At 73.3% G+C, this 13,730-nt stretch carries 11 protein-coding genes; 8 read left to right on the top strand and 3 right to left on the bottom strand.

Annotated elements, in window-relative coordinates; genetic code table 11:
* The first annotated feature begins 68 nt into the window (after nt 1-68).
* The 4 genes from FHS29_RS02290 to FHS29_RS02275 all read left to right on the top strand — a co-directional run bounded on the left by FHS29_RS02290 (nt 69) and on the right by FHS29_RS02275 (nt 4,867).
* Nucleotides 69-461, top strand: coding sequence for a YybH family protein (locus FHS29_RS02290; protein WP_184687703.1), 393 nt, complete (start codon nt 69-71; stop codon nt 459-461).
* Nucleotides 458-1,642, top strand: a complete 1,185-nt coding sequence (locus FHS29_RS02285) for an acyl-CoA dehydrogenase family protein (RefSeq protein ID WP_312864710.1) — start codon at nt 458-460, stop codon at nt 1,640-1,642. Before FHS29_RS02290 ends, FHS29_RS02285 begins: the two co-directional genes overlap by 4 nt.
* 118 nt (nt 1,643-1,760) lie before the next feature.
* On the top strand, nt 1,761-3,197 hold the full coding sequence (locus FHS29_RS02280; RefSeq protein WP_184687701.1) for a flavin monoamine oxidase family protein: 1,437 nt from the start codon (nt 1,761-1,763) through the stop codon (nt 3,195-3,197).
* 185 nt (nt 3,198-3,382) lie between these two features.
* On the top strand, nt 3,383-4,867 hold the full coding sequence (locus FHS29_RS02275) for an aldehyde dehydrogenase family protein (RefSeq protein WP_184687699.1): 1,485 nt from the start codon (nt 3,383-3,385) through the stop codon (nt 4,865-4,867).
* Between the two features lie 49 nt (nt 4,868-4,916).
* Here FHS29_RS02275 and FHS29_RS02270 read toward each other — a convergent pair whose 3' ends face one another.
* Nucleotides 4,917-6,158 (bottom strand): cytochrome P450 family protein, encoded by a 1,242-nt coding sequence (locus tag FHS29_RS02270; protein WP_184687698.1) that lies wholly within the window; start codon nt 6,156-6,158, stop codon nt 4,917-4,919.
* Nucleotides 6,159-6,364: 206 nt separating this feature from the next.
* On the opposite strand from FHS29_RS02270, the gene FHS29_RS02265 reads away from it, so the two are divergent.
* Nucleotides 6,365-7,555 (top strand): acyl-CoA dehydrogenase family protein, encoded by a 1,191-nt coding sequence (locus FHS29_RS02265; protein WP_184687696.1) that lies wholly within the window; start codon nt 6,365-6,367, stop codon nt 7,553-7,555.
* A gap of 54 nt (nt 7,556-7,609) precedes the next feature.
* Here FHS29_RS02265 and FHS29_RS02260 read toward each other — a convergent pair whose 3' ends face one another.
* A complete protein-coding gene (locus FHS29_RS02260) occupies nt 7,610-8,122 on the bottom strand; it encodes a flavin reductase family protein (protein WP_184687695.1) in 513 nt (170 codons plus the stop codon).
* A gap of 109 nt (nt 8,123-8,231) precedes the next feature.
* Here FHS29_RS02260 and FHS29_RS02255 point away from each other — a divergent pair, with 109 nt between their 5' ends.
* Together FHS29_RS02255 and FHS29_RS02250 are read left to right on the top strand one after the other, a co-directional pair.
* A complete protein-coding gene (locus FHS29_RS02255) occupies nt 8,232-9,806 on the top strand; it encodes an aspartate aminotransferase family protein (protein ID WP_184687693.1) in 1,575 nt (524 codons plus the stop codon).
* Between the two features lie 155 nt (nt 9,807-9,961).
* The gene (locus FHS29_RS02250; protein WP_184687691.1) at nt 9,962-10,339 is read left to right on the top strand and encodes a winged helix-turn-helix transcriptional regulator; all 378 of its coding nucleotides are present in this window, start codon (nt 9,962-9,964) and stop codon (nt 10,337-10,339) included.
* Here the strand turns inward: FHS29_RS02250 and FHS29_RS02245 are convergent.
* Complete coding sequence (locus tag FHS29_RS02245) at nt 10,320-12,842, bottom strand: ATP-binding protein (RefSeq protein ID WP_184687690.1); 2,523 nt, start codon at nt 12,840-12,842, stop codon at nt 10,320-10,322. The genes FHS29_RS02250 and FHS29_RS02245 overlap by 20 nt on opposite strands.
* Nucleotides 12,843-13,312: 470 nt before the next feature.
* Here FHS29_RS02245 and FHS29_RS02240 point away from each other — a divergent pair, with 470 nt between their 5' ends.
* Nucleotides 13,313-13,723, top strand: a complete 411-nt coding sequence (locus tag FHS29_RS02240; RefSeq protein WP_184687688.1) for a YybH family protein — start codon at nt 13,313-13,315, stop codon at nt 13,721-13,723.
* Nucleotides 13,724-13,730: the final 7 nt, after the last annotated feature.

Raw genomic sequence — 13,730 nt, 5'->3', positions numbered from 1 at the left:
GGTGTGCGGTTGGCTTGCCGCCTCGCCCAAGACCGCCCGAAGCGCATAGGGATTGGGGAACCACTGTCATGAGCAGCACAGTCGACACCGTCGACCTCGTCCGCGAGGCCGAGGAACACGGCCTCCGGTACGTGGCGGCGTTCAACGCGGGCGACATCGCCACGCTGGACACCCTCTACACCGAGGACGCCATCTCGGTGTGGGAGCCCGGCGCCCCGCTGTCCGGCCAGGCGCGCAAGGACGCGTTGCGCGAGTTCATCGCCCAGAAGCCCAAGATGACCGCGAAGCTGCGGGAATCGCACGTCACCGGGGACACCGCGCTGCTCGTCGTGGACTGGGCGATCGACGTGGCGACCGCGGACGGCGGCTCGCAGCGGTTCAGCGGCGTCGGCCTGGACGTCCTCCGGCGGCGCGACGGCCGGTGGCTGTTCGCCGTCGACAACCCCTACGGCGAGCAGTGAGCTCCCCGGTGGCCGCGGGCGCGGCGGCAGAGGTCCTCGGCGCGGTCGAAAGCCTCGTCCCGACCCTGCGCGAGAACGGCCGGGAGGCCGAGGACAACCGCTGGATCCCGCAGGACAACATCGACCTGCTGGACAAGGCGGGCGTGTTCCGGCTCACCGTGCCCACCCGCTTCGGCGGGCTGGACGTGCCGCTGGCCGACCAGGTCGCGGTGGTCTCCGCGATCTCCCGGGGTTGCGCGTCCACCGGGTGGGTGGCGAGCGCGTGGATCCAGGGCGGCTGGGTGGCGAGCCTGTTCCCGGACGCCTCGCAGGAGGAGGTGTTCGCCGACGGCACGGCCCGGATCTCCGGTGGGCTCGCCCCGACGGCCACCCTCGTCCCGGTCGACGGCGGGTACGTGCTCAACGGCTCGTGGGGCTTCAACACCGGCGTCCGGGGCGCGCACTGGGACTTCCTGGCCGCCGTCGTGCCCGGTGAGGACGGCGGGTACACGCCGGTGTACGCGATGGTCCCGGTCGACCAGCTGACCGTGGCCGACGACTGGCACGTCAGCGCCGCCGCCGGCACCGGCAGCTTCACCACGTCCGCCGAGGACGTGTTCGTCCCGAAGCACCGGGTCGCGGGCGCGGCCGAACTGGTCACCGGCACCACCGGGGACCGGTCCAACGCGGGACTGGCCGGCCGTTGCTACGGCCTGATCACCTACGTGATGGCGATGTCGGCCGCGGTGTTCACCGGTGCGGCGCGCGGCGCGTACGACGCGTTCGTCGAACGGGCTCCCGGTCGTCCGATCGCCTACACCGACCACGCCGACCTGTCGGCCCACCCGCTCACCCAGATCAAGGTCGCCACCGCCGCGAACAGGATCACCGCGGCGGAGGCGCTGACGGACAACTTCATCAGGGCGTTGCAGGACCGCGCGGACGCGGGGGAGCACCCCTCGGTCGCCGACAGCGTCCGCGTCCGGGGCGAGGCCGGGTTCGCGGTCCAGCTGGTCAAGGAGGCCGTGGAGGCGCTGCACGAGGTCGCGGGGGCGTCCACGTTGCTGCGCAAGGAGCCGTTCCAGCGGTTCCACCGCGACATCCTGGGCCTGTCCCGGCACGGGATGCTCACGCCCAACACGAACCTGGAGCTGCAGGGCCGGGTCCTGCTCGGACACGAGCCGGACACGCTCTTCCTGTAGCCCGAGGAAATACCCACACGCTGCGCGGTCGGAGCGGGGGAGACCAGCCTTTCCCGCCCGACCGCCGCACGTGTGCGCACAACCGGAAAACACCGCCGCCCGACATGGGGGAATAACGTTGTCCAGCAGACACTTAGACCGTCCGACGCTGTCCCGCCGCTCCCTGATCAAGGGGCTGGGGGCCGGCGCCCTGCTCGCCGGGACCGGGTACGGCGCCGCGCACGCCGACACCGAGGTCGGGGCCTGTGACGCGATCGTCATCGGCGCCGGGTTCGCGGGCGTCACCGCGGCGCGCGACCTGCGCGCCAAGGGCCTCCGCCCGCTGATCCTGGAAGCGCGCAACCGCGTCGGCGGTCGCACTTGGACGGACGACTTCGCCGGGATCACGGTGGAGATGGGCGGCGAAGCCGTCGACGAGAAGCAGCCGAACGTGTGGCGCGAGGTGCAGCGCTACGGCATCCCGCTGGGCACCACGCTGCCCGCGCAGCGGATGTACATGCCGTCGGAGTTCGGCGTGTACAACGCGCTGTCCCCGGCCGAGGTCGGGCCTCGGATGGCCCAGCTGTTCACGCCGTTCTTCGACGGTTCGCGGGAGATGTTCCCGCGGCCCTACGAGCCGCTCTACCGGTCGGACCTGGTGCTGCCCGCCGACTCGCGGTCGTTCAAGGCCAGGCTCGACCAGATGGGCCTGTCCACCCAGGACCGGCTGTGGGTCAGCGGGTCGCTCAGCGGCCTGGCGGGCGGCAACTCCGACCACGGCGCGTACACCATGCTGATGCAGTCGTGGGCGCTGTCCGGGCACACGTTCCAGGGCTACCTCAGCGTCAACACCTACCACCCGGAGGCCGGGACGCGGGCGCTGCTGAACGCCATGCTCGCCGACGCGCGGGCGGACGTCCGGCTCAACTCGCCGGTCGTGTCGGTCGAGCACACCGGCAGCCGGGTGAAGGTCACCACCAAGGGCGGCCAGGTGTTCACCGCCCCGGTGGCGGTGATCGCGGTGCCGGTCAACGTGTGGCGCAACATCTCGTTCAGCCCGGCGTTGCCGGCCGCCTACCCGCAGATCTCCACCCAGGGCATCGGCGCGCCCAACGTGCAGAAGCTGTGGCTGCTGGTCGACGAGGCCGACGGCCAGTTCTCGACCCAGCCGCCGGAGGGCACGGTGCTGGGCGCGGTGCGACCGCACACCCGGACGCCGGAGGGCGTGGTGATGTTCGGCTTCGGCTACGACCCGAACGTCAACTTCAACGACCGCGCGACCGTGGAGAGCCACCTGCGGCGGGTCGTGCCCGACGTGCGCGTCAAGGCGGTGAAGGCGCACAACTGGGCGCGTGACCCGTACGCGCTCGGCGGGTGGTCGGTGCGCCGGCCGGGGCAGCTCGCGAGCGGCGCGTTCACCACCGTGCAGCAGCCGCGGGGGCGGCTGGCGTTCGCGGGCAGCGACCTGGCCAACGGCTGGAGCGGCTACATCGACGGCGCGATCGAGTCCGGTGCCGCCGCGGCCGCCTACGCCGCGTCCGTGGCGCGGCCGGCGGCGGCGGCCTTCGCGCACTAGCGGGAACCCGCTCCGACACCCCGACCCCGACACCGGGCGCGCGGCCCGCACCCGCGAGCCGCGCGTCCGGTCCGGTGCGGGTGTCGGAGCCGGTGCGGTGACCCGGGACGGCCGGGTCGGAAACGCGGTCGACGTCGTGTGACGCGGTGCCGGCCACCGGCCGCGTCATCGGAGAGGAGCACACCGTGGACAGGGTTGTCGGCGCGGAGGTCGCGGAGTTCCTGCGGCAGGACAAGCTGTTGTTCGTCGACGGGAAGTTCGGGCCGGCCGCCGACGGGCGGACGTTCACCTCGGTCGACCCGTCCACCGGGACACCGCTGGCCGAGGTCGCGCTGGCCGGGCCGGCGGACGTCGACGCGGCGGTGACGGCCGCCCGCGCGGCCCTGGACGGGCCGTGGGGCGCGGTGCCCGCGGCGGGCCGGGAACGGTTGCTGGCACGGCTGGCCGACCTGGTGGAGCGGGACGCGGCGGTGCTGGCCGAACTCGACGCGGTGGACGGCGGGAAGCCGCTGTCGATCGCGTCGGCGGTGGACGTGCCGGGCGCGGTCGCGCACCTGCGCTACTACAGCGGCTGGCCCACCAAGCTGGAAGGCGCGACGCTCCCGGTCGCACTGCCCGACACCCTCTGCTACACGCGGCTGGAGCCGGTCGGGGTGTGCGCGCAGATCATCCCGTGGAACTTCCCGCTGATGATGGCGGGCTGGAAGCTCGCCCCCGCACTGGCCGCGGGCTGCACCGTGGTGCTCAAGCCGGCCGAGCAGACGCCGCTGTCGGCGCTGTGGCTGGCCGGGCTGGTCGAGGAGGCGGGCTTCCCGCCGGGCGTGGTGAACGTGCTGACGGGCGACGGCACCACCGGGGCGGCCCTGGTGGACCACCCCGGCGTGGCCAAGGTGGCGTTCACCGGGTCGACCGCGGTCGGCCGGGAGATCGCGGCCAAGGCGGGCGCGGCGGTCAAGCGGGTCAGCCTGGAGCTGGGCGGCAAGTGCCCGAACATCGTGCTGGCCGACGCCGACCTGCCCGCCGCGATCGCGGGCGCGGCCGAGGCGGCGTTCTTCAACACCGGTCAGAGCTGCGTGGCCGGCGCCCGGCTGTACGTGCAGCGCGCGGTGTACGACGACGTCCTGGCCGGGCTCGCCGAGGCGGCCTCGGGCGTGCCGGTCCGGCCCGCGCTCGACCCGGCCGGCGTGGTCGGACCACTGGTGTCGGCCGAGCAGTACACCCGCGTGCGCGGCTACCTGGTCGACGCCGTCGAGCGCGGCGCGCGGGTGGTCGCGGGCGCGCTGCCCCCGCCGGTGCCCGCCGGCGGGTACTTCATCGCGCCGGTCGTGCTGGCCGACGTGCCCGCCACCGCCGCGCTCGCGCGGGAGGAGGTGTTCGGCCCGGTGGTCGCGGTGACCCCGTTCGACACCCTGGACGAGGTGGTGGAACTCGCCGAGGACACCCCGTACGGGCTGGCCGCCGGCGTGTGGACCCGTGACCTCGCCGCCGCGCACGCGTTGGCCGCACGGCTGCGGGTCGGCATGTTCTACGTCAACGCCTGGGCGGTCGGCGACCCGGCCGCGCCGTGGGGCGGGGTGAAGGCGTCCGGCATCGGCCGGGAACTGGGTCGTGCCAACCTGGACGCCTACCTGGAGCCCAAGACGGTCTGGGTCGTGCACGGCACGCCGTGACGCGGAAGGGGGCCGGGTCCACAGCGGACCCGGCCCTCCGCGCTCCCGGTCAGGACGCGGACCGTCCCAGGAGGACGGGGAGCTGCTGGTGACCGTTGGAGACGAACGACTCCAGCGGGCGCAGGTCCTGCGGGGGCACCGCGAGCGCCAGGTCCGGGAACCGGGCGAACAGCGCGGGCAGCGCGACCACGGCCTCCATCCGGGCCAGGGGGGCGCCGAGGCAGTAGTGCGCGCCGTGCCCGAACCCGATGTGGTCGGCGCGGGTCGGGCGGCTCGCGTCGAACTCGTCCGCGTCGTCGCCGTGCACCAGCGGATCACGGCCGGAGGCGGCGAACGAGATCATGATCGGGTCGCCCGCGCGGATGGTGGGGCCGCCGGGGAGGTCGATGTCGGACACCGCGAACCGCATCGGCAGGTTCGCGAACGGGGCCTCCAGCCGGATCGACTCCTCCACCACGTCCGCCCAGCCCACCGCGCCGGACCGGGCGGCGGCGAGCTGGTCGGGGTGGGTCAGCAGCGCGAACACGGCCTGGTCGATCAGGTTCGTGGTGGTCTCGTGCCCCGCGGTGAAGGTGAGCAGCACGGTGTCCACCAGCTCCTGCTCCGACAGCCGCGCACCGTCCTCGGCGCGGGCCGAGATCAGCGCGCTCACCAGGTCGTCCGCCGGCTCCACCCGCTTGAGCGCCACCAGGTCGCGCAGCAGTTCGTACCCGCGCCGGGTGTACTCCACCAGGGCGGCCTCGTCCTGCGCGGTCATCCACCCCCCGATCACGCCCAGCAGCTCGCCGCGCACCCGGTCGGGCACGCCGAGCAGCTCGGAGATCACCGCCGCGGGCAGTGCCTGGGCGAACTCGGCGCGCAGGTCCACCGGCCGGTCCGGGCCGTGCGCCGCCAGCCCGTCCAGCAGCGCCGCCACGATCGCCTCCACCCGGTGCCGCATGTCCCGGGTCCGGCGCGCGGTGAACGCGCCCGCCACGAGCTTGCGCAGCCTGCGGTGCTCCTCGCCGTAGGAGGTGATCATGTTGCGGTCGGCGACCCACATCGCCAGCGGCCACGTCCGGGCCAGCTCGCCCTCGCCGTTCTGCCACGCGGGCCAGTGCCGGTAGGCGTCCCGGGAGACCCGTTCGTCGGTCAGCAGCTGCTTGATCAACGCGGTGTCGGTCACCAGCCAGGCGGCGACCCCGCCGGGCAGTTCCACCTGGACCGCCGGGCCCCGCGCCCGCAGCGCGGCCGCCTCGCCCTGGATGTCGCGACCCGTGGTGTCGAGCACGTGCAGGCCGGTCTGGGTCATGTGCTGCCCTCTCCTCCGGTGGACCCGAGCCGTACGGGCCGCGGCGCTCCCACCGTAGGGAGGAGTTGTAACCGCGCGCGCACTCCGGACGCGGCCGTGCGCACCCCGCCGGTTACCGCGGTGTGACCGGGCCTTCCGCCCCGGCTGCCAGGCTCGCCACCGGGGCTGTCGACCCCCGACCGCATCCGAGTTCCAGGGAGTCTTCAATGGTCAGTGTGGAAACCGACGCCGACGTCGACGTGGTGGTGGCCGCGGTGCGGGAGGCCGTACCCCGGCTGCGGGCGAACGGCCTGGCCGCGGAGAACGCGCGGCGGGTGCCGGCGGAGAACCTGGAGTTGCTGGAGCGGGCCGGGGTGTTCCGCATCGCCACCCCGCGCCACTACGGCGGCCTGGACTTCTCCCTCGCCGACCAGGCGAGGGTGCTCGCCGAGATCGCCCGCGGCTGCGGCTCGACCAGCTGGGTCGCGATGGTGTGGCTGTCCAGCGCGTGGATGTCCACGCTCTACCCCGAGGAGCTCCAGCGGGAGGTCTTCGCCACGCCCGCGCCGCGCATCTCGGGCGGCTTCATGCCCACCGGGACGCTGGTCCCGGTGGACGGCGGCTACCGGCTCAACGGCACGTGGCGGTTCAACTCCGGCTGCCAGGACGCCGACTGGAACATGATGATCACCCTCCTCGAACACCCCGACGGCCGGGTGGACGAGGCGGTCGCGATGGTGCCGATGTCGGAGTTCACCGTCGTGGACGACTGGCACGCCTCGGCGCTGGCCGCCACCGGCAGCTGCACCACCATCGCCGAGGACGTGTTCGTGCCCGCGCACCGCGTGGTCATCCCGGCCGAGGCCGCCGCGCAGCTCGCCGAGCACCCGGAGCTGCTCGCCGCGCTGCCGCCGGGCCGCGCCTACAGCCTGTACCCGTTCCTGTTCTCCCAGGCCGTGTCGACGTTCATCGGGCTGGCCAAGGGCGCGTACGAGCTGTTCACCGAACGCCTGCCCGGACGCGGCATCAGCTACACGTCGTGGACCGAGCAGCGGGAGCACCCGGTCACCCAGGTGAAGGTGGGCGTCGCGGCGAGCCGGATCGCCGCGGCCGAGGCGCTCGCCGAGCGGATGTACCGCATCCAGCAGGAGCGGGCGGACGCGGGGGAGGAGCCGACGCTCGCCGAGCGCGTGGAGATCCGGGGGCAGAGCGCGTTCGCCGTGCGGCTGGCGAAGGAAGCCGTGGAGGAGCTGTACGAGGCCGCGGGTGCCACGGCGATCCGCCGCGACCAGCCGTTGCAGCGGTTCCGCCGTGACATCGAGGGTCTGTCCATGCACGGGTGGATCGTGTTCGCCACCAACATGGAGGTCTACGGCCGGGCGCTGCTCGGCCTGGACCCCGGCACCGAGATGCTCTGACCCGAACGGGGCCGGGACCGGCGACGGCGCGCGATGCCGTCGCCGGTCCCGGTGTCATACCGGCAGGTTGCGGTACCCGCCGTCGAAGAACAGCAGTGCCGAGTCCCCGGCACCGCGCCCGGCCGCCAGCACCTCGCCGACGAAGATGGTGTGGTCGCCCGAGTCGTGCGCGTCGACGAGCGCGCACTCCAGCCACGCCAAGGCGTCCGCCAGCACCGGCGCGCCGGTGTGCTCGCCCGGCGTGCAGTCCACCCGGGAGAACTGGGCGGCGCCCGGCGGGCGCCGCTTGTCGGCGAAGTAGCGGGCCACGGGCTCCTGGTCCGCGCCGAGCACCGACACCGCGAACCGGCGTTCGGCGGTCAGCGACGCGTGCGTGCGCGCGGTGTGCGCCACGCAGCACAGCACCAGCGGCGGGTCGAGGGACAGCGAGGAAAACGCGTTGGCCGTCATGCCGTGGGCGTGCTCGCCGCCCACGGTGATGACGATGACGCCGGTGGCGAACCGGGCCATGGTGCGGCGCAGCGAGTCCGGGGCGATCGCCGCGGGGGCTCCTCCGGTGGTCGACATGGTCCGGACTCTTCCGCAGGCCGCGGTGGCGCCGCCCATCGTCCGGTCACGCCGGGTACACCGGCCGGGGCCTTACCGGTGTGTGACCGCGCGCACCTACGGTCGACCCATGTCCACCGCAACGGCCGAGTTCGAACTCGCCGAACCCATGATGCTCCAGTGGCTCACCGCGCTCGGCGTCGATGTCGAGTTCGTCCGCGGCGAGGGCAACACCCTCTACTTCGTCGGCCCGGACGGCGCCGAGGTCCCGGTGCTGGACTACGCCGGCGGCTACGGCTCGCTGATCCTCGGGCACAACCACCCCGGGATCGTCGGCGCGGCGAGGGAGTTCCTCGACGCGGGCACGCCCGTGCTCGCCCAGGCGTCCCGCCAGACCGCCGCGAGCCGGGTCGCCACCGCGCTGAACACGGTGCTGCGCCGGGAGTTCGGCGTCGACGAGCCGTACTTCGCGGTGTTCTCCAACAGCGGCGCGGAGTCCATCGAGGTCGCGCTCAAGCACGCCGAGTTCGACCGGGTGCTGAAGGTCAAGGCGCTCGCCGACGGGATCACCGAGCACCTGGGTGCCGCGCGGGCCGCGCTCGCCGACGGCACCGCGGTGCTGCCCGACGCCGTCGCCGCCGCGCTCGGGCTCGCCCCCGGCAGCGGGATCGACGCCGTGGCCGCCGAGGTGGGCGGGCGGGTGGCCGCGCTCGCCGCCCGGCCGTCGCTGTTCATCACGCTGGCGGGAGGCTTCCACGGCAAGCTGGTGGGCAGCGTCCAGCTCACCCACAACCCGGCGTTCCGCACGCCGTTCGCCACCATGGCGCCGCAGGCCCGGTTCGTGCCGCTCGACCGGCTCGACGCGCTGGACGAGGTGATCGCGCAGGAACGCGCCACCGTGCCGGACCTGGTGGTGGACGACGGGGTGGTGACCGTCGTCGAACGCGACTTCCCGGTGTTCAGCGCGTTCGTGCTGGAGGCGATCCAGGGCGAGGGCGGCATCCGGGTGGTGGACCGCGCCGCGGCGGACCGGATCAAGGCCGCGTGCGCCGCGGTGGACTGCCCGGTCGTGGTGGACGAGATCCAGAGCGGGATGGGCCGCACCGGGGCGTTCTTCGCCGGCTCGCTGATCGGTCTCGTCCCGGACTACGTCACGCTCGCCAAGGGCCTCGGCGGCGGGATCGCGAAGGCCGCCGTGACGCTGGTGCGCGGTGGGCGCTACCGCCCCGAGTTCGAGCTCGTGCACAGCTCCACGTTCGCCAAGGACACGTTCTCCAGCACGTTGGCGCTCACGACGCTGGAGCTGCTGGAGGCCGACGGCGGCGCGGCCTACCGGCGGGCGGCGGACCTCGGCGAGCGGCTGACCGCGCTGTTCACCGCGCTGCGGGCGGACTTCCCGGACGTGGTGAAGGACGTCCGGGGCAAAGGCCTGATGCTCGGGCTGGAGTTCCACGACCAGTCCGCCTCCGCCGCGCCGTCGATCGCGCAGGCGGCGCTGACCGACACCTTCGGCTACGCGGTGGCGGGCTACCTGTTCCGGGTGCACCGGATCCGCACCTTCCCGACCGCCAGCGCCACGACCACGCTCCGGTTCGAGCCGTCGGTGCTGCTCACCGACGCGGAGATCGCCCGGTTGGACACCGCGTTGCGCGCACTCGCCGCGGTGCTGCGCGACCAGGACGAGGAGGCGTTCACCGCCGGCTGACCGATAGCACCCGTCGATGCCCGGTCGCTTGGAGTAGCCTGGCAACGGCGCACCGTCACGGGGCGCCGCGCTGCCAGGTCGGGTACCAGGACCGCCGCGTCGGCCTGTGCGGCGGTGGGGTGAAGCGCTGCGCGGCGGATGGGGGACGAGTGGCGATGACGGTCCGGACACGACCGAGGCACTGCGGGCTGGACGCGGCGATGGAGGTCATCAGCGGGAAGTGGAAGGTGCTGATCCTGTGGGAGCTGCACACCCGCGACCGCCGGTTCGGCGAGCTGCGCAAGAGCGTGCCGGGGGTGAGCGACAAGGTCCTGGTCGAACAGCTGCGCCAGTTGGAGGCGGACGGGGTCGTGCGCCGCGAACTGGACGACGCGGTGTCGCCGCCCCGCGTCGGCTACTCGCTGACCGGCATGGGCGTGGCGCTGTTCGAGGCGCTCGCACCGCTGGGCGCGTGGGGCCGCGAGCACCTGGTCCCCGCCGCGCGCGGCGGGGACCAGGTGCTCGCGGCGGCGCTCAAGCGCGTACCGGACTGACCTCGGCCGAGCCGCACGACCGCAGCCGGGCCACGGCGGCTTCCTCGCCGTCCGGCTCGGCCGGCAGCGGCCGGGTGGCCCGCTGCGGTGTGCCGATGTCCAGCAGGCCGCGGATGTAGCGCCGCCACCCCGTCTGACGGGGGAGGAGGTCGTCGTCGGAGCGGGCCGCGGAGAGCCGCGCCGGCTCCCGCGTCCTGCTGTCCTCGCCGGGCGACACGAGGTGCTCGACCAGCTCGTCCACCGCGGCGTCGCCCAGGGCCTCCAGGGTGATCGTGGTGACGTGCCGCTTGCCACCGCCCCACGTCGGGCGGTGGCCCAGCAGCTCGGACCGCGCCGAGGCGACCACCAGCAGCGGGCCGCACGCCGAGTCCGCCAGCTCGCCGACGAAGTCGAGCAGGCTCTCGTCCGCCCGGTGCAGGTCGTCCACGATCAGCACGAACGGCCGGCTGAACTCGGTGATGGCCAGGAACCGCTGCCACGCCCGGAGTTCCCGCACCGGGTCGTTCATCACGAACGACAGCTCCGGGTCCAGGTACGGCGCGACGCAGGTGAGCAGGCTCTCCACCCGCACCGGGTCGTCGATGAGCCGGTTGATCACCTCGGCGGCCTTGGCCATCGCGGTCGCCGGCGCCTCGCCCACCCGGATGCCGCAGATGGTGTGGATCAGCTCGCGCTGGAGGTCGTGGATGGCGTCGATGTGCACCCCCGACTCGCCGGCGGGCCGCCGGGGCACCCGGAACCGGGCGATGTGCGCCTGGCCCTTCGTGCGGCGCTCGAACTCGTCGAGCAGCCGGGTCTTGCCGGTGCCCGCGTCGCCGAGCAGGGTCGCCAGGTGCGGGGTCGACCGGAGCCGGGTGCGCTCCAGCATGCCCAGCAGCAGGCCGAGTTCGAACTCGCGTTCGGTGGCCAGCCCCGGTGCCGCGCCCGCGTAGTCCTTGCGGATGCCCTGCAACCGGTGGTCGTGCGGGTCGCCCGGCTGGTACACGGCCAGCGGCTCGGTGGCCTCCCGGGTGGTGTCGCACACCCGGATCTCGCCGGCCCCGGTGCGCAGCAGCAGCCCGTGGCACCAGTCGAGCAGCGTGCCGGTGACCGTGACCGGGCCGTCGCCGCCCGCGGGCCGGCGGACCAGCACCTCGCCGGTGACGACCGCGGCGTGGAAGGACACCGCGGGCAGCGCTCCGGAGTCCCGGCCGGGCCGCAGGTCCTCGCCGATGGACAGGGCGGCCAGCACCGCCCGCTTCGCGGCGTCGCCCCAGTCCGGGCACGGCTCGAACACGGTCAGCGACACCGAACCGATGGTGGCGCTCACGGTGCCCGCGAAGTGCTCGGCGTTCGCCCGCACCAGCCGGGCGGTCTCGGCGAGCATCCGGTCGATGTCGGGGGTGTCGGCGTGGTCCCGACCGCCCCCGATCACCGTGCGGACCAGCAGCAGGCTGACCGTCTTGCGCTCGTCGGGGGCGGGTGCCGGCGGGGGCGCGGAGAGGTCGGGCGCCGGTCCGTCGTGGACCGGGACCAGGTCCGGGCGGCGCGCGGGTGCGGCCGGTCGCTGGTGCGGGTCGGTGGGCCACGGGGTCGGCCGGGTCTGCGCGGGCTCGGTGTCGAGGGGTGTGCTCACCTCGCCGTTGCGGTGCCAGGTCGGATCGGGGGAGGTCCGTTCGCCGAGGCCGAGGTCGACCGGGGTGCCGGTGTGGCCGCGCGGTCCCGGCACCGGGGTGGCGCCGCGCGGGGTGAGCAGCACCGGGTCGTGGGCCAGGATCGACTGCTGGAGGGTGCGCAGCTCACGGCCCGGTTCCAGGCCCAGCTCCTCGACCAGCGCCACCCGCACCCGGCTGTAGGTGTTGAGCGCGTCGGCCTGCCTGCCGCTGCGGTACAGCGCGAGCATCAGCTGGCCGGCCGCCCGTTCGCGCACCGGGTTGGTCTCGACCATCGCCTCCAGGTCGCCCAGCACCGCCATGTGCCGCCCGCAGGCCAGCTCGGCCTCGAAGTAGTCCTCCATGGCGTCCCAGCGCGCGTTCTGCAGCACGGCCAGTTCCAGCCAGCTGATGCCGGCCTCGGCCAGGTCGGACAGCACCGGCCCGCGCCACAGCGCGAGCGCCTCGCGCAGCACCCGCGCGGCGGGTTCCACCTGGTTGTCGGCCAGCCGGCGCCGGCCCTCGGCGACCCGGTCGTGGAACACGTACAGGTCGATGTCCTTGTGGTCGACGCACAGCTTGTAGCCGGGCGCCTGGGTCACCAGCGCCGGCGTGCCGTCGGTCCGGTCGCCCGGCACCGGACCGCGGCGCAGGCTCGACACGGAGTTCTGCAGGATCTTGCGCGCCGACAGCGGCGCGCTGTCGGCCGGCCACAGCGCGTTCAGCAGCTGGCTGATCGAGACCACGCGGTTGGCGTGCAACAACAGGTACGCGAGCGTCGCCTTCTGCTTCGTGCCGCCGAGACCCACCGGTTGTCGCTTGCCCAGCACCTCCAGCGGCCCCAGCAGTCGAAATCGGATAAGTTCCCCCATGTGCCCGATCCCCCTCGGTGAAGTGGTTGCCAACCGGGTTCCGGCGTCGGTCGAGGGGCCGGTCCCACCGCAGGTGCGGAGAAGAACTCAAAACCATGCGACGGGCCGTACACTTCATTGTGCTGGCGACTCCGCACTACGCGTCCCCCGAATGGCAGAATCTTCGCCAATCCACTATACATCACCCGGCATGGTTGGCAAGGAGGTAAGTGCCCCGCGGGCGCTTACCAAAAAGTAAGCGGTGACCTGCGCGAGTCAAGGGGGAAAGCCGCACTGTCGGGTGTTCCGCGTCGTGGTACACGTCTCCCACCGTGGCCGGTGGGGCACACCGAGCGGTAACCGCCAGGGTGCCGAGTGCCGCGCGAGTGGGTTACCGGGGTGTGGGCGCACCGTAATTACGCTGGTGGCTGCCCCTTTCCTCGGTCTGTCCGGTACGGGCGGCCCCGTCCAGCGAAGGTGACGGCACACACATGGATTTCGGCTCCGGATTCGATATCCCCGACGACCCGCACAAGCAGAACGAGCTGTTCGTCCAGCTTTTCAACCACGGCGACGGCACCCTCTACGATTCGATGTACACCCCCGACGGGATCTCCAACATCTCCGGCGGACCGCTGACCGGCGAGGCCCGGACGCGGTTCTTCAAGGATTTCCTCGCGGGCGGCCCGAAGATTGACTCCAAGGTCGTCCAGGCATTCACCACGGGGGACACCTCGCTGCTCATCGTGGACTACCACCTGGACATCCCGGGTGAAAACGGGGAAATGATCAGCGTGCACGGGGTGTGCACCGACGTGCTGGTCCGCAACGCCGACGGCGAGTGGCGGCTGGCCATCGACCGCCCGGTGGCGGACGTGCCCGCCGGGGCGCACGCCGGCTAGGCCGCGT

Origin of the sequence: Saccharothrix tamanrassetensis (genome assembly GCF_014203665.1) — a bacterium.
GTDB lineage: Bacteria > Actinomycetota > Actinomycetes > Mycobacteriales > Pseudonocardiaceae > Actinosynnema > Actinosynnema tamanrassetense.
The sequence above is the reverse complement of the archived record's forward strand: the minus strand, read 5'-3'. Positions and strand labels throughout refer to the sequence as shown.

Coding starts and splice junctions, on each gene's coding strand:
- FHS29_RS02265 (WP_184687696.1), top strand. CDS start 6,365: ATGGTCAGTGTGGAAACCGACGCCGACGTCGACGTGGTGGTGGCCGCG.
- FHS29_RS02240 (WP_184687688.1), top strand. CDS start 13,313: ATGGATTTCGGCTCCGGATTCGATATCCCCGACGACCCGCACAAGCAG.
- FHS29_RS02260 (WP_184687695.1), bottom strand. CDS start 8,122: ATGTCGACCACCGGAGGAGCCCCCGCGGCGATCGCCCCGGACTCGCTG.
- FHS29_RS02255 (WP_184687693.1), top strand. CDS start 8,232: ATGTCCACCGCAACGGCCGAGTTCGAACTCGCCGAACCCATGATGCTC.
- FHS29_RS02290 (WP_184687703.1), top strand. CDS start 69: ATGAGCAGCACAGTCGACACCGTCGACCTCGTCCGCGAGGCCGAGGAA.
- FHS29_RS02250 (WP_184687691.1), top strand. CDS start 9,962: ATGACGGTCCGGACACGACCGAGGCACTGCGGGCTGGACGCGGCGATG.
- FHS29_RS02245 (WP_184687690.1), bottom strand. CDS start 12,842: ATGGGGGAACTTATCCGATTTCGACTGCTGGGGCCGCTGGAGGTGCTG.
- FHS29_RS02270 (WP_184687698.1), bottom strand. CDS start 6,158: ATGACCCAGACCGGCCTGCACGTGCTCGACACCACGGGTCGCGACATC.